Raw genomic sequence first — 21,897 nt, 5'->3', positions numbered from 1 at the left:
GCCCCGGGCCAAATGCGAGCAAGCGCGGGCGCGATGCACAAAAAAGAGCGGCGGGCCGATCGGCCCGCCGCTCTCATAATTCCGTGACCTGATTTTACTTGGAGATCAGGCAGCTTCCGCCGGCTGCGCGATACTGTTCGCAAAGTGCTGCGGCGTCATCCTTGGAGCCGACCGGGATGCGAACACGGTAGAAAGTGCCCTTGCCGGCGATATCGGCCCTGCGGATTTCATGAGCGCGGCCACCCAGCACCCCGGCGAATTTCTTCGAGAGGTTGGCATAGGACTTGTTGGCCTCGTCCTCCGACGGCAGTGACGCGATTTGGAGGCCGTAGCCGCCGGGGGATGCGGCCTGCTGCGGCTGGGCGGCGGCCGGGGCGGCAGAAGCAACCTGCGTCGGCTTCGGCTGCTGCGCCGGCGTGCGGACATTGCCCTTTTCGGTGACGGTGCCGACGACATTGACGGGCTGATCGGCCGGGCGGGCAATCGGAACCGGGGCCGTATCGGCGATCGTCGTGGTCTTAACCGGCCGTACCGGCGCATCGGCCGAGGCGGGATTTGCCGTCTGCGCATCGGCAGTTACGGCAGGTGATCCTGGTGCCGGGGCGGGTTCGACCGGTGCTGCGGAACGCGCATCGGCGGAAGCAACCTCGGCGCTTGCCGGGAAACTTGCAGCCGTTCCGCTAACCGGCGGCACGGTCGGGGTCGACGGCGCGGACTGGGCCGTGACCGGCGGCTGGGCAGACGGTACCGGCTGGGCAGACGGCGTTGCCTGGGCAGACTGTGCCGACGGCTCCGGCTGATCGACGGGCGCAGCCTCCTCGCGGGCGACCAGGGTGCCGTCAGGCTTGACGATCATCGTGCGGACCTTGCGCGGCGAAACGGACGGCGTCTTGTCGGCCCCGCTTGCGGGCGTGTCCTCGGCGTTTGCCTGGTTCGGCAGCAGACGCGGATCCTCCGTCTCACCGACCGCGGTCGGCGTGACCTGATCGGCGGCGGCGGCGTTCTCGTCGTCCTCGGGCAGCGCTTCCGGTGTCAGTGTGCGCTGGACGACATCGACGGGCGCCTCGTCGGACGACACGAGCGCCTTCTGTTTCGGTTCCTCGGCAGAACCCGCGACGCGGTCATAGACGGCCTTGTCCTGGTTGGGCACGGTCTTGCCGCCGGGATTTTCCGGAACGACCTTGACCGGCTCCTTGTCGGCGGTGATCACGCGCGGCTCGCCGGATGCGACAATGCCAAGCCCCTCGCCGTTCCAGACGGAGGAATAGACGCCATAACCGACGCCGGCGAAGACCACCAGCACGACAGCCCCGGCAAGCAGCCGGCGCATCGAGCGGGCGCGGCTGAAATCGGCGGCCTGGCTTGCCGATTCGATGTGGACCTCGGAGGTCTGGCGGCGCTCGACCGGCTCGCGCACACTGCGGCGGAAATCCTCCTCCAGCGCCCGTTCGAAATCATCGAGGCCGTCGGCAATGGTCGGCTTGACCGGCTTGGCCGCGGCAGCGGTATCACGGGGCGGCGCCGGCATTTCCCGCGGCTTGGCCGGTTCGAAGAAGCTCGCGATCTCTGCGTCGAGATCGAAATCGAAATCCGCCGTTTTCGCCACCGGCGCGGGCTGCTCGACCGGCGGCAGCGCCGGCACGTGCATGTCGTCGACGGTCTCGGGACGTTCCTCCGGATCAGAGATCATCGCCGGATCGAAAGGCAGGTCTTCGGTCGATTCTGCGACGGGCACTTCTGGGGCGGGCGCTTCTGGGGCGGGTGTCCAGTTGAAAACAGGCGCAGGAGCTACGGCCGACGGTTCGGCCGCAAAGACCGGCGCGGACCGCGTGGGCGCGGTCGCCTGCTGGAGCGCAGCGGGTGCCGGCTGCGGCTTCGGCTGCGGTGCAGGCTCGGACGCCTCGGAAAAATCGAGATCGGCAAGTTCCAGCTCGATGCCGGCAAGATCCAGTTCGAAATCGTGGCCGGCAAAAGGATCGTCAGCCTCCGGCGCGGGCTGCGGCGCCCGGGCATATGCCGTTGCGGCAGGCTGGGGCGCGGTGACCTCGGCAGGCTGGGGCGCGACCGGCTTTACCGCTTCGGCGACATCAGCAGGAACCATTTCGACGGGAGCGGAGAGGACCGGTGCAGCGACGACCGGCGCAGGCTGAACCGGTGCGGCAGCTACCGGGGCGGCCTCGGCGGCGGACTGCGGCGAGACAGGCGCCAGATTGGCGCGCTGCAATACCGGATGCGGCACCGGATAGCGCGAGACGTCGGCCAGCAGATCGTCGAGATCGAAAGTGCCGGCGGTGTGCGGAACTTCCGGTACGACTTCGGTCAGGGCGGCATCAGCCTGAATCTCGCCCTCCACAGCGGCAGCGAGATCGAAACCGACGTCGGAGCTGAACTCCTCCGGGCCTTCCTCGACGTCAAAGAACTCTTCGGCTTCGGCAGTCTCTTGCGGCGCACTTGCCTCATCATGACGATCGAGTTCGGCGGGAAACCCAAATGACGGCGAAGCGGAGACGAATTCCTCGGCGGGCTCAACAGCGGCGACGGGCGCCGACTGCTCGACCGCAGGCTGCGGCTCTACCGCCACAGGATCGGCGAGCGATGATTCAGCCACCGGTTCGTCGGCTACCTCTGCCACCGGCGCGGCGACAGTTTCGGCCGCCGGCTCGACCACATCCGCCGGCGGAGCAACCGGCTCCTCGCGTTTCGGCGCGTGGAAATTGGCAAGCGGCAGCCGGATGCTGGCGGCCGACCATTGCGGGGCTTTGGCAGACTGCGGCACGGAAGAGACGGGCGCCGCACCGATCGACAATTCGAGCTCTTCGATCAGATCGCGGGCGCCACCGAAGGCGGTTTGGATGGGCGCCTCGGAAACGGGATCGATGGAAAGCTGCTGCGGGCCGGCCGGCCAGTCCGCAGCGGCAACGTCCCAATTTCTTGCTGCAGGCTGCACTGCTTCGTCAGGAGCAACGGAGACAGGCTCCGGAGCCTGCGGGCTTTCGACAGCAGGGGCGACATCGAGAACGGGCTCGACATAATCTTCGGGCGCAATGCCATCGGAAATCGGCTCGGCCGGATGGTCGAGCTCTGCGAGCGGACGCGGAGAGTCGTAACGGTCGAACTCGCGGCCGAGCTCATCCTCAAGATTGAAGGCGGGCTCGCGCCGTGCGGCTTCGCTCACCGTATTCGCTGCAACACGCGGTTCGAAGCCGACGATACGAGCAAGCTCGGCCAACGGATCGTCGTCAGCAAACAGATCGTCTTTTCCGCGCGTATCATACGCAAGTTGTTTCTCAGCCATGCCTATCCCACTCGCAAACGCCAACGCTCAAATGCCAGCGCATTGTGGGGAAATGGTGACGTTATCGCATTTCGTCAGGTGCGGCAGTGCCTGTAATGGCAAGTCCCGACTTCAAAACCGACGCGACGGCGTACACCAGCCCAAGTCTGGCAATACTTGATTCTCGGTTTTTATCATTAACAAATCGTAATTCCGTCTGATCTTTACCTTTGTTCCAGTGCGCGTGGAAGGAACTGGCGAGGTCGTAGAGGTAAAAAGCGATGCGATGCGGCTCCTGCGACTGGGCCGCCGCTTCGACGATACGCGGGAATTCGGCAAGCTTGGCGACGAGCTGCAATTCGGCCGGATCGCCAATGCCAGCAACGGCTTTCGCAAGATCGTCAGACGAAACATCGAGGCCGGGGAAAGCCTCCCTCGCCTGCCGGAAGACCGACATGCAGCGGGCGTGCGCATACTGCACGTAAAAAACAGGATTGTCCTTCGATTGCTCCGTCACTTTGGCGAAATCGAAGTCCAGCGGTTCGGAATTCTTGCGGTAAAGCATCATGAAGCGGACCGAATCACGGCCGACTTCCTCGACGACGTCCCGAAGCGTGACAAAATCGCCGGAGCGTTTCGACATCTTCACCGGTTCGCCGTCGCGATAGAGCTTGACGAGCTGGCAGAGCAGCACCGTCAGCTTCGCCTTGCCATCCGAAACGCCGCGCGCCACCGCTTCGAGGCGCTTGACATAGCCGCCATGGTCGGCGCCGAGCACATAGATCATCTCGTCGAAACCGCGATCGAACTTGTTCTTGAAGTAGGCGACGTCGGCGGCGAAATAGGTGTAGGAGCCGTCCGACTTGATCAGCGGCCGGTCCATGTCGTCGCCCACCTCGGTCGAGCGGAACAGCGTCTGTTCGCGATCCTCCCAATCCTCGGGCAACTGGCCCTTCGGCGGCGGCAGAGTGCCCTTGTAGACGTAACCCTTGAAGGTCAGGTCGTTGATCGCCGTGCGGATCGCGGCCGCACCATTGGCATGCAAGGTGCGTTCGGAGAAGAAGATATCGTGATGGACGTTCAGCGCCGCCAGATCCTCCCGGATCATCACCATCATCGCGCTGATCGTGCGATCCTTGACGATCGGCATCCATTGCTCTTCCGGCATGTTGTGCAGCCGCACGCCGTAATCGGCGGCAAGCGACTGGCCGACGGGGACGAGATAATCGCCGGGATAGAGACCCGAGGGGATTTCGCCGATCCGTTCCCCGAGCGCTTCGCGATAACGCAGGAAGACCGAGCGGGCGAGCACGTCGATCTGCGAGCCGGCGTCGTTGATGTAATATTCCTTCTCGACGCCGTAACCGGCAAAGGCGAGCAGGTTGGCGAGCGCGTCGCCGACAACGGCGCCGCGGCAATGGCCGACATGCATCGGACCGGTCGGATTGGCCGAGACATATTCGACATTGACCTTGCGGCCTGCACCGAGGGTCGAGCGGCCGTAGTCGGTGCCGGAGGCGATCATCGAGGCGAGCAGCCGTTGCCAGTAGCCGACGGCGAGACGGATGTTGATGAAGCCGGGACCTGCGACCGAGACATCGGCGACGTCGGCATCCTCTTTGAGCTTGGCGATGATGACGTCGGCAAGCGCGCGAGGATTGGACCCGAGCGGCTTTGCCAGGACCATCGCGGCGTTGGTCGCAACATCGCCATGGCTCGCATCGCGCGGCGGCTCGACGGTGATGCGGCCGAAATCGAGCTCGGATCGCTTTTCCCTGACCAGATCGATCTGTTCAAGGGCGGTTTTGATCCTGGCTTCGAAGTCGGTAAATAGGTTCATCGCACTCTTCCATGCATAGGCTGTGCCAAAGGCGCAAATCGGCCTTCGGCGGGCGACCGCTGCCTATCGCAAATCCGGAGTGTGGTCAAACAATCGCCTGTGGGCACTGATTGCATAGGTGTCGGTCATGCCGGCCAAATAGTCGCCGACATGACGAGCCTTCGGCGCATCGGCGAGGCCGGCGATATGATCGACCCAATAATGGCTTTGCATCTCCTTGGGGCTGGCCATGTAGGCGCCGAAAAGATCGGTAACGATCTGGGCGGCGCCGGCGCGGATACGCATGATATCGGGATTGCGGTAGATGCGTTTGAAGAGCATCGCCTTGATTTGCCTGTCGGTTTCGGCCATCGCGTCGGAGAAGGTGGCGATAACCCGGTCGGCAGCGCGAATGTCACCTGCGCTCTCAGGGCGAAGAAGTGAAAGACGCTGCTGCGCGACACCGATCACGTCTTCGACCATACGGGTGATCTGCCGGCGCATGATCTCGTGAGTGAAGCGGCTCGGCTCCAGATGCGGGTATCGCGCCCTCACCTCGGCCATCAGCCCGGCCAGAAACGGGATTTCCTCCAGCATGTCGAAAGTCAGGTAGCCGGAGCGCAGGCCGTCATCGATATCGTGGGTATTATAGGCGATATCGTCGGCAATCGCCGCGACCTGGGCCTCAAGGCTGGCGTAGGTTGCAAGCTCGAGATCGTGCAGTTCGCAATAATCGAGGATCGGCTGCGGAACCGGGCCGCGTGTGCCGACACCATCCGGCGTCAGCAGCGGACCATTGTGCTTGACGAGGCCTTCAAGACTTTCCCACGTCAGGTTGATGCCGTCGAATTCGGCATAACGGCGCTCCAGCTTGGTCACGATGCGCAGCGATTGGGCATTGTGGTCGAAGCCGCCATAGGGCAGCAGCACCTCGTGCAATGCGTCCTCGCCGGTATGGCCGAACGGCGTGTGGCCGAAGTCGTGCACGAGCGCCACGCCCTCGGCCAGATCCTCGTCGAGTTTCAGGGCGCGGGCGAGCGCGCGGGCGATCTGCGCCACCTCGATCGTATGCGTCAGCCGGGTGCGGTAGTGATCGCCATCCTGGGCGATGAAGACCTGGGTCTTGTGCTTCAGCCGGCGGAAGGCCGTCGTATGGACGATGCGGTCGCGGTCGCGCTGAAAATCGGATCGCGTCGGACTTTCATCCTCCTGGTAGAGGCGCCCGCGCGTCGTCCAGGGGTCCGCCGCATAGACCGCCCTTTCGCTGTTGCCGAAACCCAAAGCCCGCCTGTCAACCGTCATTCTTCACCGTCATTCTGCCTGTTGCCGCATCTGCCCATTGACGCCGCTTTGCCCTGTTCATACCTATAGCCCGACGAAACGACAAAGAGGCGCCCGCCGACCGTTTCGCACATCATGGCCTTTTTGCGAAGATCATGGTAAGTTCTTTTGATATCAGGCATTTGAACATTTCAGTGCCAAAACCCATTCTCTCCGGATCTTGACCCCGGCAGGAGGAAACATGACGGATACGAGTGTAACCCTTTCAGATGCCGCGGCAAAGCGTATCGCCGCGATCATCGGCGCGGAGGCCGGCAAGAGCGCGTTGCGCGTTTCGGTCGAAGGCGGCGGCTGTTCGGGCTTTTCCTATAAGTTCGACCTTGCCGACAGCGCGGGCGACGATGACATCATCGTCGAAAAGAACGACGCGAAAGTGCTGATCGACAGCCTGTCGCTCGTCTATATGGCGGGCTCGGAGATCGACTTCGTCGACAATCTGCTTGGTCAATCCTTCCAGATCAAGAACCCGAATGCGGTGGCAAGCTGCGGCTGCGGCACCAGCTTCTCGATCTGACCATCCAGAAACATTTCGCTGTGCGAACGAACCGGCCGAAGAAGCGCTTCCGGCCGGTTTATCGTCTTGTCCTGTTGTGAAAGACCACGATAAAAGAAGCGCACGCAGCGAAACAGGACGAAGAGATGAAGATCGCGACTTGGAACATCAACGGCGTCAAGGCGCGCATCGACAATCTGACGCAATGGCTCAAGGATTCCGATCCCGATATCGTCTGCCTGCAGGAGATCAAGACGATCGACGAAGGCTTTCCCAGGCTGGAGATCGAGGCGCTCGGCTATCACGTCGAGACGCACGGCCAGAAGGGCTTCAACGGCGTGGCGATCCTCTCCAAGACTTCGCCTTCCGAAGTCAACCGCGGCCTGCCCGGTGATGCGCTGGACGAACAATCCCGTTTCCTCGAGGCGGTGTTCACACTGCCGGACACGCGCATTCTGCGCGTCTGCTGCATCTATCTGCCGAACGGCAATCCGGTCGACACGGAGAAATATCCCTACAAGCTCGCCTGGATGGAGCGGCTGCGGATGTTTGCGGCCGAGCGCCTCGCCTATGAGGAGATTCTGGTACTCGCCGGCGATTACAACGTCATCCCCGAGCCGCACGACTGCTTCGACCCCAAGGTCTGGGAAAGCGATGCGCTGTTTCTGCCGCAGACGCGGGAGGCATTCCGCAGGCTCGAAAATCTCGGGCTGACCGATGCGGTGCGCGCGACGACCGATGCGACGCGGCTCTATTCATTCTGGGACTATCAGGCGGGTGCGTGGCCAAAGAATAACGGCATCCGCATCGACCACCTGCTGCTATCGCCGGAGGCTGCCGACCGAATGACATCGGCGGCAATCGAAAAACATGTGCGGGCCTGGGAAAAGCCGTCCGACCACGTGCCTGTCGTCGCCTATTTCGATTTTGCGGCCTGACATCCGCAGCCCATAGCACCGCGTCATTGCGAACGCGCGACAAGGCGCTGCATGGCAGGCTTCAGTCGTCGGAGCCGCTCGCGATGGCGTGCGACAGCGATACCGCTGTGCGCCGGTCGGCCTCGTTCGAAACCGAGAAAGCCTGCTCCTGCAGCGCTTCCATCCAGCCGCAGTCTTTCGGCTTGCAGCGATCGAGAGCGGCGGTCATCAGCGCGAGACCGCGGGCCGTCTGGCCTTCGTCGAAAAGAATATTTCCGAAAACCGCCATGGCGCCGGGATGGCCGCTCTTGCGCGCCTGGTTCAACCACTTCTTCGCCTGCTGCGGGCTGGCATTGCCGCCCTCGCCGGCCAGCATCATCTGCGCCAGCTGGAACTGCGCCTCGGGAACGCCAAAGGTGGAGGCCACCTGGAAATAAAGCTGGCGGGCCTGGGTGAGATCGATCTTGACCGGGCTGCCCGATATGCCGTGCTTGTAGTAATTGGCGAGCGAGAGAAGCGCGTTGACGAAGAAGCCGGTGTCTTCCGAGCCGGGTTCGACACCCTGCTGGGCAATCTCACTGTAGATCTTGAAGGCTTCGAAATCATCCTGGGTCACGCCGTCGCCGTCGGCATACATATTGGCGAGCGCCCAGCGCGAACCGGTATGACCTTTTTCGGCGGCGTATTTGTAAGCTTCGACCGCCTCCTCCTTCTGTCCGTTTTTATAGGCCTTGAAGCCGAACTTGAAGAGGTCGAAAGGACCGGACTCCTTGCTGACGTCGCTTTTGATGTCGAAAGCGCGAACCGGGCCGGACATTGCCAGCGCGATCCCTAAACCCATCAGCATGAATTTGAACAATTTGAACTCGGACGTTACCATTTCAACCGATTTCTTTCGTTCATCGCAGGCAGCCGGCGCCGGCGCCGGGCAGACCGTGGATGTATTCATTCGAGGCGAGCGATCCCGCGGCGAGCTCCATGGCTCCTTTGCCCGCGTCGCATCCAGCCCATTGGCCTTTTCCGAAAGGCCGAATTTTCAGCATGTCATCTAGAACCACCCGGCTCCCGGCATGGCCCGACTGCAATCTGCCTGGCATTCCTTTGGCAGGCGCGGCATCCGCCTTCCTGCCCTTATTGCTTTCGTAAACAGCAAATGTGACGAAACCAGTATCGGCTTCTCCGCCAAAGCAGCGCCGCTCAGGCGCGCGGGTCGAAAAAACCGGCATTGGATGAATCGACAACTTCATTGCAAGGTCGGATCTGCGGCCGGAACAGCCTCGTTCAAAAAGCGAAACGGCCGCAATCGAACGACTGTCGCCAATCGCGTCGCATGATCTGTTGTTGCCGGAAAAAAATCGACCCATGCTACTCTTTACACGCACCTTCAGTCTGCCGTCTCGTCGCCTGCCAATAGCGCTGCGCCCTCTTTGTGGCGGGAAATAGACAAAATCGCCCCGCCGCCACCATATGCCAACCGTCGTAAAAAAGTGTTGCTGAATCGTCACAAATTCGGCGCGGGAATAGTATGAATAAGTATGATTAACGGGCGCCAAAATAGAAGAGCCCGGCAGGGCCGGGCTCTCAATTCTTCAAACCGGAGTATTAGAACTTAACCTTTAGGCTCGTCGACAGTGCAGTGACCAGATCGTTGCCAAAGGAATAGGAGACGTCCTCTCCATATGTGACGCCGCCCTGGGTCACAACGCCCGACGAACCGCTCGTCAACAGACCCACGGCGCCGGCGATGCGCCATTCGATATGTTCGGTCGGCGTATAGGCTGCGCCGACACCCAGCGTCCAGCTGTCCGTCTGGGCGCCATAACCGTGGCTGGTGCCGCGGTCCCATGTCAGGCTGACCGCGCCGGCCCACTGATCGTTGAACTTGTGGCCCACGCCGCCGGAGATGGTCCAGCCGTCACGATAGAGAAGGTCGAGCGAAGTGAGTTCCGTAGCGCCGCCCGCTGTGCAGGCGGCCAGGCCCTTTGTCGATTTCGGGCAGAAAGCCACGGACTGGAGGACGCTCCAGTTCGTCCACTTGACCGATCCGAAGGCGAGCCAATCCGGAGCGATGCCGCTCTGCAGTTTCAGTTCAAGCGAATCAGGCGCTTCGGCGGAACCGAAAACCGGTGTGACCAGACCTCCATATGTCGGCACAACTGGAACCTGACGGAGATCAACAGTGCCGGTCAGGTTGTCGTACTTGACGCGGCTGTTGTAGACGAGGCTCGCGCGCATCGCATATTCCGGAATCTCGTAAGCCAGACCGGCGCGCCAGCCCCAGCCGCTATCGTCGAGATCGAGGCGGCCAATGCCGGTGCCGGTGCCGAGCAGAAGCGGAAGTGTGGAAACCAGACGTTCCTTGAAGCCCTCGACTTCCTGATAGAAGCCGCCGCCAATGAAGCGAAGCTGTCCCGGTCCGACGTCAAAACGATAGGAGCAAGTGCCGCCATAGTTGCGGGTTTTGATCTCCGTCTCGATATTATTGTTGGCGCCAGCCCAGTTCAAACCGGGATCGGAATGCCCGCCGAAGGGCTCGGAATAGTCGACAAGGCAGTCGATCGTATCGGCGAAGCCGGCTTTGAAGCCGATATAAGGAATAGTGTAATTCGCCGTCTCGTCGGCGGTGTCCGAACGGGTGTTGAGATTGCCACCCCCAGTTAAGACGGAGGTATTCGTGTCACGGACGTCCTTCAGCCTGCGCTGCGGGGTGACGTAGATCACACCCGACTGAAACGAGAAAGGCGACGTATCGAACAGCTGATCGATATTGTAGCCGCCGCGCTCCAGACCGCCGGCGAAGGCCGGCGATGCAAGCGACGAAAGAAGAACGAGCGACGTTACGCCCTTGGAAAACCTACGCGATGCCATTGTGTCTCCCCCACTCCAGCAATTGATGTGACGCCACTCTAGTAAGTGTTCGCCTGACATGGCAACGCGCCCCACGGCAGCGCTCCCGGGCATTGCAGTGGCCAACTTACGTAAAGAAATTGACGGACACGTCAAAAAATCTGGTTAATAAAATTTTATTCCAGAGTTATTGCTTTTTCGTGGAGCTTTTGGGTTTTCATTCCAAACATTGCGGAAGCTGTATCAATCCGACAACAGTGGCAGTTTTCGCCCGCCGGATGCCGGTAGAGCCACAATCCACAGGCTGAGCGCCTGAAATCAGCCGCTTTCAGGACCGAATCACGTGGGCGCCCCGAACGACAAAAGACGCGCCCGAGACCGGGCGCGTCTTTGAAATAACTTACCAAAATGGGCGACGAAACTTATCCGGCTTCGCTCACCCTGGAAAGGGCGATCTTCAGGCTCGCCATCTGACCCTTCAGTTCCTCTAAACGCTCGCGCTCAGCCTCGACCACTTCGGGATTGGCATTGGCGACGAACTTCTCGTTGGAGAGCTTGCCGTCGATGCGCGACATTTCGCCTTCCATCTTGGCAATCGCCTTTTCGAGACGCGCCTTTTCGGCGGAGAGGTCAATCAGATTGCCGAGCGGCAGGCAGATGGTGGCCTCGGCGACGACGATCTGAGCTGCTCCCTTCGGCGCATCGTCGGCCAGCGATATCGCCTCGACACGCGCGAGCCGCTTGATGGCAGCGTCGTGGCGGAACAGCCTTTCGCGCGTCAGGTTGTTGGCCTTGACGACGACAAGCGGCGCTGTCGCCGATGGCGGCACGTTCATTTCGGCGCGCACCGAGCGGATGCCGGAGACGAGGTCGATCAGCCAGTTGATCTCGTCGGCCGCGGCGTCATCGGCATAGGAGGGCGCCGGCCATTCGGCATGGCAGACCAGCGTGTCGCGCTCTTTGCCCTCGCCTGCCGTATGCGCCCAGAGCTCTTCCGTCATGAAAGGCATGAAGGGATGCAGCAGCTTGTAGATCTCTTCGAGGATATAGGCGCTGCAGGCCTGGGCTTCGGCCTTGGCGCCCGCATCCTCACCGTTGAAGACCGGCTTCAGCAGCTCGAGATACCAGTCGCAGACCTCGTTCCAGACGAAACGGTAGAGCGCGCCGGCGGCATCGTTGAAGCGGAAGGCTTCAAGCGCTTCCGTTACGTCACGTTCCGTACGGGCAAGCTCCGTCAGGATCCAGCGGTTGATGGTGAGTTCGGCCGCCTCCGGCACGAAATGCGGGTCGCTCCTGGCGCCGTTCATCTCGGCAAAGCGCGTGGCGTTCCAGAGCTTGGTGCCGAAATTGCGGTAGCCGGCGATGCGGGCCGGATCGAGCTTCACGTCGCGGCCCTGTGCCGCCATGATCGCCAGGGTGAAGCGCAGCGCGTCGGCGCCGTATTCGTCGATCAGTTCCAGGGGGTCGATGACGTTGCCTTTCGACTTCGACATCTTCTGCCCGTTCTTGTCGCGCACCAGCGCGTGAATGTAGACGGTATGGAAGGGTTCGACGGGATCGCCATTGTCGTCCTTCATGAAATGCAGACCCATCTGCATCATGCGAACCACCCAGAACGGGATAATATCGAATCCGGTGACCAGAACATTCGTCGGATAATAGCGTGCAAGTTCCGGCGTCTGCTCGGGCCAGCCGAGCGTCGAGAAAGGCCAGAGCGCAGAAGAGAACCAGGTGTCGAGCACGTCCTCGTCACGCGTCAGGATTTCGCCGGGCTTGAAGTTTTCGAGCAGGTCCTCGACATAGGCCTTCATCGGCCCTTCGTGCGAGAGGTAATGCTGAATCGCCGCCTGCAGCGCCTCTTCCTCGGTCCTTTCGACAAAGACCTGACCGTCGGGACCATACCATGCGGGAATCTGATGCCCCCACCAGAGCTGGCGCGAAATGCACCACGGCTCGATGTTCTCCAGCCAGTTGAAATAGGTGTTTTCCCAATTCCTGGGAATAAACCGCGTTCTTCCCTCGCGAACGGAATCCAGGGCGGGCTGCCCCAATGTCTTGTTGTCGACAAACCATTGTTCCGTCAGCCGCGGCTCGATCGGCACGCCGCCTCGGTCGCCATGCGGGACCATATGCTTATGCGGTTCGATCTTGTCGAGGAGGCCGGCCTCTTCGAAGATCTCGACGATGACCTTGCGCGCATAGAAACGGTCCTGCCCTTCCAGGCGGTCCCAGGCGCCGTGGAGTGCGGCCGGATTGTCGAGGCCCTCGAGGAAATCCTCATTGTCCTTGATTGCAATGGTGCCGTCGACGTTCATGACGTTGATGGCGCGCAGCTTGGCGCGCTTGCCGACGTCGAAGTCATTGAAATCATGGGCCGGTGTGACCTTCACCGCGCCCGTGCCGGCCGTCGGATCCGCATAGGAATCGGTGACGATCGGAATCTTGCGGCCGACGATCGGCAGGATGACATGTTTGCCGACGATCGGTTTGTAACGCTCGTCTTCGGGGTTCACGGCAACGCCGGTATCGCCGAGCATCGTTTCCGGCCGCGTCGTCGCGACGACGATATAGTCACGCGTCTCGAATTCGGTCGGCTTGCCTTCCTCGTCGAAAGCAACCGGGTATTGATAAGTGACACCCGGCTCAAGGGGATAACGCAGATGCCAGAGATGGCCTTTCACCTCGTGCTGCTCGACCTCCATGTCGGAGATCGCCGTCAGCAGCTTGGGGTCCCAATTGACGAGGCGCTTGTCCTTGTAGATCAGGCCCTCCTTATAGAGCGTGACGAAAACCTCGAGAACCGCCTGTGACAGTCCTTCATCCATGGTGAAGCGTTCGCGGGACCAGTCGCAGGACGCGCCCAGGCGCTTCAGCTGGTTGAAGATCAGGCCGCCCGATTCGGCCTTCCACTCCCAGATCTTGTCGATGAAGGCTTCGCGGCCCATTTCACGGCGGCCCGGCAACTGCTGTTCCATCAGCTTGCGCTCGACGACCATCTGGGTGGCGATGCCGGCGTGATCCATGCCCGGCTGCCAGAGCACGTCCTTGCCGCGCATGCGCTCGAAGCGCACCAGGATGTCCTGCAGCGTGTTGTTCAGTGCGTGCCCCATGTGCAGCGAACCGGTGACGTTCGGCGGCGGGATCACGATACTGAAGGTCTCGGCCCCGGGCTTGGCGTTCGTGCCGGCACGGAAGGCATCCGCTTCATCCCATTTGGCGGCGATTTTCGGTTCGACGGCAGCGGAATCATAGGTCTTGTCGAGCATTTTCTGACCAATTTCGAGGTTCGAGGATGGGCGTTTGTAAATAGGATGGCCACGGCCAAGTCAATAAAAAAGCCGCCCCGGAGACCGGAGCGGCTTTTCCAGGAAAAAGCAATCCGATCAGCGGCGCGGGCCGCGCGCCACGCGTTCGATTTCCTCGCGCACCAAGCGCTCGACCAGCGTCGGCAGATTATCATCAAGCCATTCGCGCAGCATCGGGCGCAACATATCCTCGGCGATTTCGTCCAGCGAGCGGCGTTCCGCACCGTCGATCGCCGCGGCAAGCTCCTCGAAGGAGCGGCTGATCTGCAGGCCGGCATCTTCCGAAAGCAGCGTCGGCTGGACCTCCTCGACGACGCTCGGCAGAAAACGCTCGGTCGACGAACCAGCGGGTTCCAAAGCCGGCGGCGGCGGTTCGACGGCGGCGACGGCGACCCGCGGCGTTTCGACAAATGCCGGCTCGGTTGGCTGCGGGGGCGCAACAGGGGGAACGGGTGCGGCGGCGGCCGGGAAAACAGACTGTGCCGGCTGCGGCTGCGGGGCTGCGGCGCGCGGCGGTTCCGGCATTACGGTGGGCTGCGGTTCGGGCTGGCGGAAGCCGCTCGGAATTTCGCGCAGGGCCTGGCCGGCCTGCACGGCGCTGCGCTCGGAAGCGGCACGCACACGGGCGGCGACATCGGCAAGCGACAGCGCGCGAGCCGGCGCTTCGGTCTCGGGGGCAGTACCGGCGGAATTGGCGGCGACAAAACGCGGATCGGAAGAGCGCATGGCCGGTTCGGGAAACTCCACGCCGGCATAGGTGTCATCGACCGTCAGATGGATCTCGGAGCCGTTTACGTCCTCATCGGCGCCGTAAACCGGCGGCAGGGATGCGGAAATCGCCTTGCCGGCACCGGGTTCATTGCTTTCGATGATCTGGCGGATGGACGCCAGAATTTCTTCCATGGACGGTTCACGCGCTACACTTGGCTGAGCCATATCTATCCCCGTTATCCCAAAACAACGACCGGATGGTGTGGAGCGTTCATCCGAATCACCACGACCTTAGAATACCCCAGACGTGAAAAAAATCATCGCGAATCAAATGAATGCGGCCATGCACAGTTTTGTTACCCAATGATTGCCGTCGGCAATTCGCGGCCAAGGCGTCAGGATAAATGATGTTTGTGAAGGGTTTCCGGCAGCGCGAACGAATCCGCCCGGAAATCGGAATCGATCTTGAGGGCGGATGCGTCGATTCAAACTGTCACGGCGTCCTTTGCACGCCTGAAAAGACACGCGGCGCGCAATAAAAACGGGCGCCATCGGCGCCCGTCGCTGAAATTCGCCGCGGAAAACAGCGTCAGAAAACGAATTCGCGCGCCTTGGCGAAACCCGGCAGCGGCTTGACCGAAGCGTTGAAGAAGACATTCTCCGAAATGGCGCCGCGCTCGGCGACGAAGACCTTGGCGCGGGCTGCATTGCCATGACCTTCGACCGTGACCAGACGGCCGCCATCGCGCAATTGACCGAGAAGAGCGGCCGGAACTTCCTCGACCGCGCCATTGATGAAGATCAGATCATAGGGAGCGCCGGCAGCGTAGCCCTTTTCGAGCGGGCCGGTCACGACTTCCACCTTGCCGTAGCCGGCAAGCTTTGCCTTCGCCTCGGCGGCCAGCGCCTCGTCGCATTCGAGCGCGATGACGGAGCCGGCGATGATCGACAGCAGCGCCGATGTGTAACCGGTGCCGCAGCCGACTTCGAGAACGAAATCATCCTTGCTGATGGCCGCCAGTTGCAGCAGCTTGGCGAGTGGCGAAGCCTCCATCAGGAAGCGGGCCGGCTTGCCCGGTGCGGCAGCGGAGATCTCGACGTCGTTGTCGACATAGGCCAGGAGCTTTGCCTTCTCCGGCACGAAAGCCTCACGCGGCACCGTGAGAAACGCCGTCAGCACGGTATGCGAGGTAACGTCCGTCGTGCGAACCTGGTTGTCGACCATCTTTGCGCGCGCTGCTTCGAAATCCATCATGTCCTCTCGCTCTTGAAAAGCGGTTCCTGTCCCCCGTCTCTTAATCCCCGACACGGATGCTTTCAAGGCTTGGCTGCGGTCGGCGAGAAGAATCCGGCGGACGCCTCTTTCGCGCCACAGCAGGGACAAGACGCTGCAGCCCAAACGTGGAATCCCTTGCCCCTTCATGGTATGATTTGCAGCGGAGGAAATAGGAGGAGCAGGCCATGTCTGCGATTTTCGAATATCTCACGCTGTTCGATTTTTTCATCCTCGCAACGCTCATCGGCATCTTATGCTGCGGGCTGCTGGACGGTGAAGCGACCTGAGGAGCGCGCGCTCCGGCATGGCTCTGATGGCGCCGGCCACAATCTCATGCGGGCGGAGGCGGGCTGCGCACGCCGCTTGAAAATAAGAGCGAGCGACGCGCGTTCGTCTCGAAATTATCGAGGTTTCGCAATCATTTATCAGCGGTGGGGAGATATTGGAGGCCTCGCCCGGAATTGAACCGGGGTACAAGGATTTGCAGTCCTCTGCGTCACCACTCCGCCACGAGGCCTCACGCGCTCATCATCTGAGCCGTGGCGAGCGTTTAGAATGATCGTAAGGAAATCGCAAGAGGGCATTTTGGAAAAACGCCATTCCGCGGCCGCCGAGAAGACCATTTTCCATCCGGGCCAGGCCCCGCCCGGGCTGAAATTTACTCTCGGCGATCACGCCCTGTTTCGCACCAACCACAGCATTTGAACCAACTCTTAACTTGACTTCGAACGCCTACCCGCCATCTTCCGCCCCGGGAGGGTATAGGAGCTGCTGTATGAAATGGGCTGCCCTCAAGTCAAATCAGGGACGTGCGGCGTATAATGCCGAAACCGGCGATCTCCGCGTAAAGTTCTCCGGTTCCGCGGCGGTACGACATGCCGACATTCCGCCGCATGTCTATCAGAACCTGCTGGAAACGAACGATCCCCATTTCTATTACCAGTACTATATCGCGCCATCGCGCGTCTCGCCGGCTCGTCGAGGGCCGATCTCGATGGTCTCCTACGGACTGAAGCTCGTTCTGCTTCTGGCCGCCTGCAGCCTGTTGATGGCAACCGACCTCGATCCGGGCCATGACGTGATTTTCGAGGAAAGCCAACTGAGATCGAATTAGAACCGCATGCGCCCGGATCCATGCGTCTCGATTCCGGCAGGCTACAGGGCGCAATCAGGCAACGATGCTGACCGTCGCAAGCGAGGTCCTGCTCCGGGAGCGGTAGCGGCGATCATCCCGGCCACGGTCGTTCTCGCCGTCGCGCTCATTGCGGCCGTTAAAATTGCGATAGTTGCGAGGCCCGCTATAGCCGCCGCCCTGGCCTTGGTCGATGACGCAGCCTTCCGGACGGCGGCAGATACCGCTGGCATCAAATCCGCGGCTGTCGACGGGCTGGGCTCCGGCGGAGCTTGCCGAAAGAAACGCCGCCGCTGACAGGACGACAATCAAGAACACCTTCATTACCTCACCCCGGACGATCGTGGCGCGCTTGGAGCTCCATAAATCACGAATGCAAAAGGCGATCCACAGTTCCGCGGAGCTCTGCGGCGAGGGCCGTCACCCGGCCGGCCCACGCCGCCTGTGCCACCAGACGGCCAGCCGGCGCCGAAGCCGGCGCGCTATGGGAAGATCATGCGAGAGCACCAAGAGGCCGAGCGGCAGCATCCAAAAACCGAGGATCGGAAGAAAGCCCAGCAAGCCGCACAAGACGAGCGCCATGCCGATTGCCATCCGCCCGATGCGCGAACGCGGCATACCGATGCTGAAGGAGCCGAGCATAAGCCTGTGGCTTGCGTGATCGATGCCGAAGCGCCGTGCCTGCACCCTGCGCTTCTCGCTGCCCTTGCTGTCCCGGAGATCATCCCTATTTGTCATTTCCCAGAGATGGGCATAGGCCACCCAAATACAAGTTCATTTCATTTTTTTGAAAAAACCGCTTGGCAAATCGGGCAAGCATTTGTATTAGCCCACTCACACCGCGCCAAGCAGTGATCCCTGGTAGCTCAGCGGTAGAGCATTCGACTGTTAATCGACAGGTCGCCGGTTCGAATCCGGCCCGGGGAGCCATTTTTCAAGTAAGCGCCTTTTTGTTGAAAAATCCGAAAGTAGGCGCTTTTTTCCCACTTTCCCTCCGTTTTAGACCGCCGGCATTCGCGCCGACGGCTCAAGTGGCCCGGGCACTGCCAACTAAAAATTGAAATACACACTCACACCTGACCGACGGCGGGGGTAATAGTCGCGATAACCGTAATAGTCGCGATACCGCGGACGGTAGCAAGAGTCGTAGTACCGGCAGTCACGGTGAGCGTACCGGCGTTTCTTCCAGTGGCCGTACGCATGTCCATTACCATGACGACGGTGTTTGACCTGCTCGACATCGGCGGTGTGCATAGCTACCGCTTTTGGCACTGCGATCGGAGTGGCGTTTAGCGGCAGGGCGAAACATGCAGCCAAGACTGTCGCTGCGACTGCGGGGAAAAGCTTGTTCATCGGCGCATCCTTTCAGCCCGCGAGTCTGGGTTAATAGGCATTAACCTAACATGAACGGCTCTCCGCCGTGGACTTTCCAGAAAGAGATCGGCCGGCGCGATGCAGGTCCCAACTATCACTGGTGGGAGTAGCAAAGATCCTCAGTCCGAGACCGGAACCTTGCAGGCGCCCTTTCGTTAAAACAGTAGGATTGCACGGTGTTCCTCCGTGTGATTCGTTTGTCAGAACTTGCCCCGTCTCGGCGGGGCTTTTTTTGGGTTCGGCGCTCACCGCAGTCGCGGAACGGGGCAGGCCCCAGCAAGTTTGAACGTCGAGATATGCCTTTTGGATAGGCGCGGAAAATCACCGGACCGAAGACCGACGGAGTCCCCTGCCCGGTGCATGCCGATTACCAAGTCTGGCGACTACACCAGTCATCGATATCTTTCTTGGCACGGTCTTTCTCGTAGCCGTAGCGCTCTTGGATCTTGCCTTCGAGCTGATCGCGCTTACCATCGATGACATCAAGGTCATCGTCGGTCAGCTTGCCCCACTGCTCCTTGACCTTGCCTTTCACCTGCTTCCAGTTACCTTCGACGCGGTTCCAATCCATGGTTATTTCCTCCTATCGTCAGAATAGAGGAACGGAGGCGAACGATAAGTGTTCCGCTTCGTCGGGCTGCCAACCATTGCAGGATCGACATTCGTCCACAGGTCAGGACTGGCATTTGGAACCTGTACTGGCGCTAATAGCTGCACGAACGGCCGTCGCCAGGTCGGAAACCGTCGGCACAGGCCGGGTTCATCGAGTCTCCCGGTTGATATCCGGACGCCGAGCCATAGGAATTCGGTGGCGTCGAGCAGGCGGAGGCAATGGCGGCAAGAGTGATTGCTCCGGCGACTGCAAATGCCCGAAATCTGTTCATCAATGTTTCTCCCATTTCCGCTGTGACCCCAACCGCGAGAGCTTTCCCCCAGGAACAAGAGGAGAGTTTTCCAGAGCTCATCGCCGCGTCCAAATCATCCTGCGCCTAAAGATATAGGCGCTCTCTCAACCGACGTTAGTTCCAGCCGCGCAGATTCTCTCCGTCCGTTAGACATTGCGTGCGAGCCGTCGCTATTGGCGGCTGCATCGCGAGTCCTGCTTGACTCGAAGGACAACCAGAACATAATAGGAACATCAGCGCGGCGGCAGATAAAAACCTGGTTGGAGTTCTAAAGGAGATCGAGGTCGTGCGTCCGCAGACAGCTGAAAAACTGGCAGAAGAAGCGCTGAGAGGAGAAGTCGACGCAGTCGTCGCTTTTCACAATGGGGACATTCGTGCCGCCATGACGACGCTGCTGCTGGATTGCCGTCATCTACGACTTCAGCTTGCCCTTGGCGACAAGGGAATGAGCCGCGGCGTGACAGCTGAGCGGACAACCGATGTCGAAGGGCTATGAAACATCGTCGCGGCATCGGGCTGGCCCCCCCTGATCACCATGCTGTCGAAATCGACAAGGTAACGCTGAGGACCTTACCGCAGTGGTTCGTCATTTACGCCCGTTGCCGCGCATGCCGGCGCCAAACGCTTATCGAGCGGCGGGACCTTGCCCGGCGCTGTGGCCAGGACCTGTCTCTTGCGGAGCTCGCCAAGCGCCTCAAATGCCAGCGATGCGACAACCGTTCCGGCAATCTGCTGTTCCTTCAGATGCTGCCCCGCGATTGAAGAGACCGCGCGTTTCGCAGCCGCTCCGGCGTCGGCCGGGAACAAACACCGTGCAGAAAAGTTGTGTGGCATCAACCACGTAACGTCGACTTTGACAGGAGGTCTCTCATGGGTCGCGGTATTCTACTTTGGCTGCTCGGTGTCCCACTGCCTATCATCATTCTTCTGGCTTTGTTTATGCGATAGGAGCGGATCATGTCGGTCTCAATGACAGGTTCCGGAGAGGTTGCTGCTCCGGTTGAATCTTCCAAATCGGCCATGACATGGGGACCTATCTTTGGCGGCGCGGCCGCCGCCATCGGGGTGACCCTCATCCTTCTGCTTCTGGGATCCGGGCTTGGGTTGACGATGGTGTCGCCCTGGTCGGGGCAAAGCAGTTCGCTCGGCACACTTGGCATCACGGCAGCGATCTGGCTCGTGGTCGTGCAATGGCTCTCCTCCGCACTCGGGGGCTACGTTACCGGCCGCCTGCGCACAAAATGGGCGGCCGTCCACACCGATGAGGTTTTCTTCCGTGACACCGCCCATGGCTTCATCAGCTGGGCTCTGGCGACGATCTTTGTCGCCGGATTCCTTGCCTCGTCGCTGACATCGCTCGCCGGCGCCGGCGCGCAGGCGGTAGGATCGGCCGCGCAAGCCGTCGGCTCGACTGCCGCTGCCGCCGGCACGGCAGCGGCGTCATCGGCAACATCGCCCCTGGATCTCTCCACCGCCTATTTTACCGACGCCTTGCTGCGTCCTGATCAGGCGCGTGCGGCAGCGCCAGAAAACGATGCTGCGGCAACATCGGAAGTCTCCCGCATCCTTCTCAACGGCGCCGCGGAGGGGCAAATTCCCGATGACGACAAGGCCTATCTTGCCACCATCGTCTCTGCGCGGACCGGTCTTTCCGAAGCCGATGCGCGCGCCCGCGTCGACACGGTGCTGAAGCGTATCGACGACGCCAAGGTCGCCACGCAGAAGGCTGCCGATGAGGCACGCAAGGCCGCCTCCACCACCGCCTTGCTCGGATCATTGTCGCTTCTGGTCGGCGCTTTCATCGCCGCTGCGGCCGCGGCTCTCGGGGGATCGCAACGCGACGACGAGGAAGATCTCATCGTCAAGTCCCGGGTCTAAAGATCGAATCGAACGGGGGCGCGAGCGCAACGCTACGCCCCCGTTTACGGCATACCGGCTGACGCTGACTGGCGGCGATCGGCCCGACGCCTTGATGAAGCGGCTCGATTTCGCACTGTGTTGGCATATGGCCGATTGGTTTCGACCTTGCAGGACACAAGCGTGCAGCGGCTTTTTCGTAACGTCTGCAAAAAACGACCCTTCAGAAGCAATGGACACTGCTCCGACCTGCGCCATCTTCTCCTGCAGGGCCTGTGGAGAGCCGTATGCGTTGGCGCTTTCGACAGATTTCTGATCTCTCCTGGACAGGGCATCGTGCGATCCCGGTCGCGCTGATCGCATTGGCTGTCACGTGGACGGCCGTCGGCCTGAGCTTTTCGTTTCCACGACAGTGGTTTTTGCTGACCAACATGGCCGCAACACTCATCACATTCTTTCTTTTGCTGCTGCTGCAACACTCTCAAAATCGGGACATGAAGGCGCTTCACACCAAGCTCGACGAACTGATCCGATCGAGCGAGGCGGGAAATCACTGGATTGCGGCCGAAAAGAAAGACGCCGACGCCATTGAAGGCATGCGCCAGCAACACCAAGACCAGATTTCGCAGGAGCGGGCCTGAACAGC

21 protein-coding genes and 2 tRNA genes are annotated in these 21,897 nt (G+C 61.0%); 8 read left to right on the top strand and 15 right to left on the bottom strand.

Features of this window, described 5'->3' with window-relative positions; all coding sequences use genetic code 11:
• Positions 1-94: 94 nt before the first annotated feature.
• The 3 genes from CO671_RS17870 to CO671_RS17860 all read right to left on the bottom strand — a co-directional run bounded on the left by CO671_RS17870 (position 95) and on the right by CO671_RS17860 (position 6,395).
• Complete coding sequence (locus CO671_RS17870; protein ID WP_097607033.1) at positions 95-3,295, bottom strand: SPOR domain-containing protein; 3,201 nt, start codon at positions 3,293-3,295, stop codon at positions 95-97.
• 61 nt (positions 3,296-3,356) lie between these two features.
• Positions 3,357-5,114 (bottom strand): arginine--tRNA ligase, encoded by a 1,758-nt coding sequence (gene argS / locus CO671_RS17865; protein WP_097607032.1) that lies wholly within the window; start codon positions 5,112-5,114, stop codon positions 3,357-3,359.
• Between the two features lie 63 nt (positions 5,115-5,177).
• Positions 5,178-6,395: a deoxyguanosinetriphosphate triphosphohydrolase gene (locus CO671_RS17860; RefSeq protein WP_097607031.1), complete on the bottom strand. Its 1,218-nt coding sequence runs from the start codon at positions 6,393-6,395 to the stop codon at positions 5,178-5,180.
• Between the two features lie 220 nt (positions 6,396-6,615).
• On the opposite strand from CO671_RS17860, the gene erpA reads away from it, so the two are divergent.
• Together erpA and xth are read left to right on the top strand one after the other, a co-directional pair.
• Positions 6,616-6,948, top strand: coding sequence for an iron-sulfur cluster insertion protein ErpA (gene erpA / locus CO671_RS17855; RefSeq protein ID WP_009996185.1), 333 nt, complete (start codon positions 6,616-6,618; stop codon positions 6,946-6,948).
• A 125-nt stretch (positions 6,949-7,073) separates the two neighbouring features.
• Positions 7,074-7,865, top strand: coding sequence for an exodeoxyribonuclease III (gene xth / locus CO671_RS17850; RefSeq protein ID WP_010031084.1), 792 nt, complete (start codon positions 7,074-7,076; stop codon positions 7,863-7,865).
• A gap of 61 nt (positions 7,866-7,926) precedes the next feature.
• On the opposite strand, the gene exoR is transcribed toward xth, so the two are convergent.
• From exoR to CO671_RS17815, 7 genes are all read right to left on the bottom strand, one after another.
• Positions 7,927-8,724, bottom strand: a complete 798-nt coding sequence (gene exoR, locus CO671_RS17845) for an exopolysaccharide production regulator ExoR (RefSeq protein WP_097607030.1) — start codon at positions 8,722-8,724, stop codon at positions 7,927-7,929.
• Between the two features lie 19 nt (positions 8,725-8,743).
• The gene (locus CO671_RS17840; protein ID WP_097607029.1) at positions 8,744-9,208 is read right to left on the bottom strand and encodes a hypothetical protein; all 465 of its coding nucleotides are present in this window, start codon (positions 9,206-9,208) and stop codon (positions 8,744-8,746) included.
• 238 nt (positions 9,209-9,446) lie between these two features.
• Positions 9,447-10,712 (bottom strand): OmpP1/FadL family transporter, encoded by a 1,266-nt coding sequence (locus CO671_RS17835; protein ID WP_010030378.1) that lies wholly within the window; start codon positions 10,710-10,712, stop codon positions 9,447-9,449.
• A 401-nt stretch (positions 10,713-11,113) separates the two neighbouring features.
• On the bottom strand, positions 11,114-13,957 hold the full coding sequence (locus tag CO671_RS17830) for a valine--tRNA ligase (protein ID WP_097607028.1): 2,844 nt from the start codon (positions 13,955-13,957) through the stop codon (positions 11,114-11,116).
• Positions 13,958-14,074: 117 nt separating this feature from the next.
• Positions 14,075-14,932, bottom strand: coding sequence for a DUF2497 domain-containing protein (locus CO671_RS17825; protein ID WP_097607027.1), 858 nt, complete (start codon positions 14,930-14,932; stop codon positions 14,075-14,077).
• 364 nt (positions 14,933-15,296) lie between these two features.
• A complete protein-coding gene (locus CO671_RS17820) occupies positions 15,297-15,962 on the bottom strand; it encodes a protein-L-isoaspartate O-methyltransferase (RefSeq protein WP_170964999.1) in 666 nt (221 codons plus the stop codon).
• Positions 15,963-16,426: 464 nt separating this feature from the next.
• Positions 16,427-16,500, bottom strand: a tRNA-Cys gene (locus CO671_RS17815).
• A gap of 258 nt (positions 16,501-16,758) precedes the next feature.
• Between CO671_RS17815 and CO671_RS17810 the strand changes: the two genes are divergently transcribed.
• Positions 16,759-17,097 (top strand): KTSC domain-containing protein, encoded by a 339-nt coding sequence (locus CO671_RS17810; protein ID WP_009995503.1) that lies wholly within the window; start codon positions 16,759-16,761, stop codon positions 17,095-17,097.
• Positions 17,098-17,151: 54 nt separating this feature from the next.
• Here CO671_RS17810 and CO671_RS17805 read toward each other — a convergent pair whose 3' ends face one another.
• Together CO671_RS17805 and CO671_RS17800 are read right to left on the bottom strand one after the other, a co-directional pair.
• Positions 17,152-17,439 (bottom strand): hypothetical protein, encoded by a 288-nt coding sequence (locus tag CO671_RS17805; RefSeq protein WP_010029244.1) that lies wholly within the window; start codon positions 17,437-17,439, stop codon positions 17,152-17,154.
• A gap of 96 nt (positions 17,440-17,535) precedes the next feature.
• Positions 17,536-17,853 (bottom strand): PGPGW domain-containing protein, encoded by a 318-nt coding sequence (locus tag CO671_RS17800; RefSeq protein WP_097607131.1) that lies wholly within the window; start codon positions 17,851-17,853, stop codon positions 17,536-17,538.
• A 117-nt stretch (positions 17,854-17,970) separates the two neighbouring features.
• On the opposite strand from CO671_RS17800, the gene CO671_RS17795 reads away from it, so the two are divergent.
• Positions 17,971-18,045, top strand: a tRNA-Asn gene (locus CO671_RS17795).
• 120 nt (positions 18,046-18,165) lie between these two features.
• On the opposite strand, the gene CO671_RS34230 is transcribed toward CO671_RS17795, so the two are convergent.
• From CO671_RS34230 to CO671_RS34225, 3 genes are all read right to left on the bottom strand, one after another.
• Entirely contained in the window at positions 18,166-18,468 is a 303-nt protein-coding gene (locus CO671_RS34230; protein ID WP_097607026.1) for a hypothetical protein, read from the bottom strand.
• A gap of 388 nt (positions 18,469-18,856) precedes the next feature.
• Positions 18,857-19,060 (bottom strand): CsbD family protein, encoded by a 204-nt coding sequence (locus CO671_RS17785; protein WP_097607025.1) that lies wholly within the window; start codon positions 19,058-19,060, stop codon positions 18,857-18,859.
• A 133-nt stretch (positions 19,061-19,193) separates the two neighbouring features.
• Complete coding sequence (locus CO671_RS34225; RefSeq protein WP_097607024.1) at positions 19,194-19,373, bottom strand: hypothetical protein; 180 nt, start codon at positions 19,371-19,373, stop codon at positions 19,194-19,196.
• Between the two features lie 307 nt (positions 19,374-19,680).
• Here CO671_RS34225 and CO671_RS17775 point away from each other — a divergent pair, with 307 nt between their 5' ends.
• The 4 genes from CO671_RS17775 (at position 19,681) to CO671_RS17760 (ending at position 21,892) form a co-directional block, all read left to right on the top strand.
• Positions 19,681-19,890, top strand: a complete 210-nt coding sequence (locus CO671_RS17775; RefSeq protein ID WP_245424991.1) for a hypothetical protein — start codon at positions 19,681-19,683, stop codon at positions 19,888-19,890.
• Positions 19,887-20,156 carry a hypothetical protein gene (locus CO671_RS17770; RefSeq protein WP_097607022.1) on the top strand — a complete coding sequence of 90 codons (270 nt, stop codon included), beginning with the start codon at positions 19,887-19,889 and terminating at the stop codon, positions 20,154-20,156. The genes CO671_RS17775 and CO671_RS17770 overlap by 4 nt, the downstream gene beginning before the upstream one ends.
• A gap of 195 nt (positions 20,157-20,351) precedes the next feature.
• Entirely contained in the window at positions 20,352-21,272 is a 921-nt protein-coding gene (locus CO671_RS17765; RefSeq protein ID WP_097607021.1) for a hypothetical protein, read from the top strand.
• Positions 21,273-21,538: 266 nt separating this feature from the next.
• The gene (locus tag CO671_RS17760; RefSeq protein WP_010031619.1) at positions 21,539-21,892 is read left to right on the top strand and encodes a low affinity iron permease family protein; all 354 of its coding nucleotides are present in this window, start codon (positions 21,539-21,541) and stop codon (positions 21,890-21,892) included.
• Positions 21,893-21,897: the final 5 nt, after the last annotated feature.

Source organism: Rhizobium sp. M10, from assembly GCF_002531955.1.
GTDB lineage: Bacteria > Pseudomonadota > Alphaproteobacteria > Rhizobiales > Rhizobiaceae > Rhizobium > Rhizobium etli_C.
This window is presented reverse-complemented; position numbering and strand designations above follow the sequence as displayed.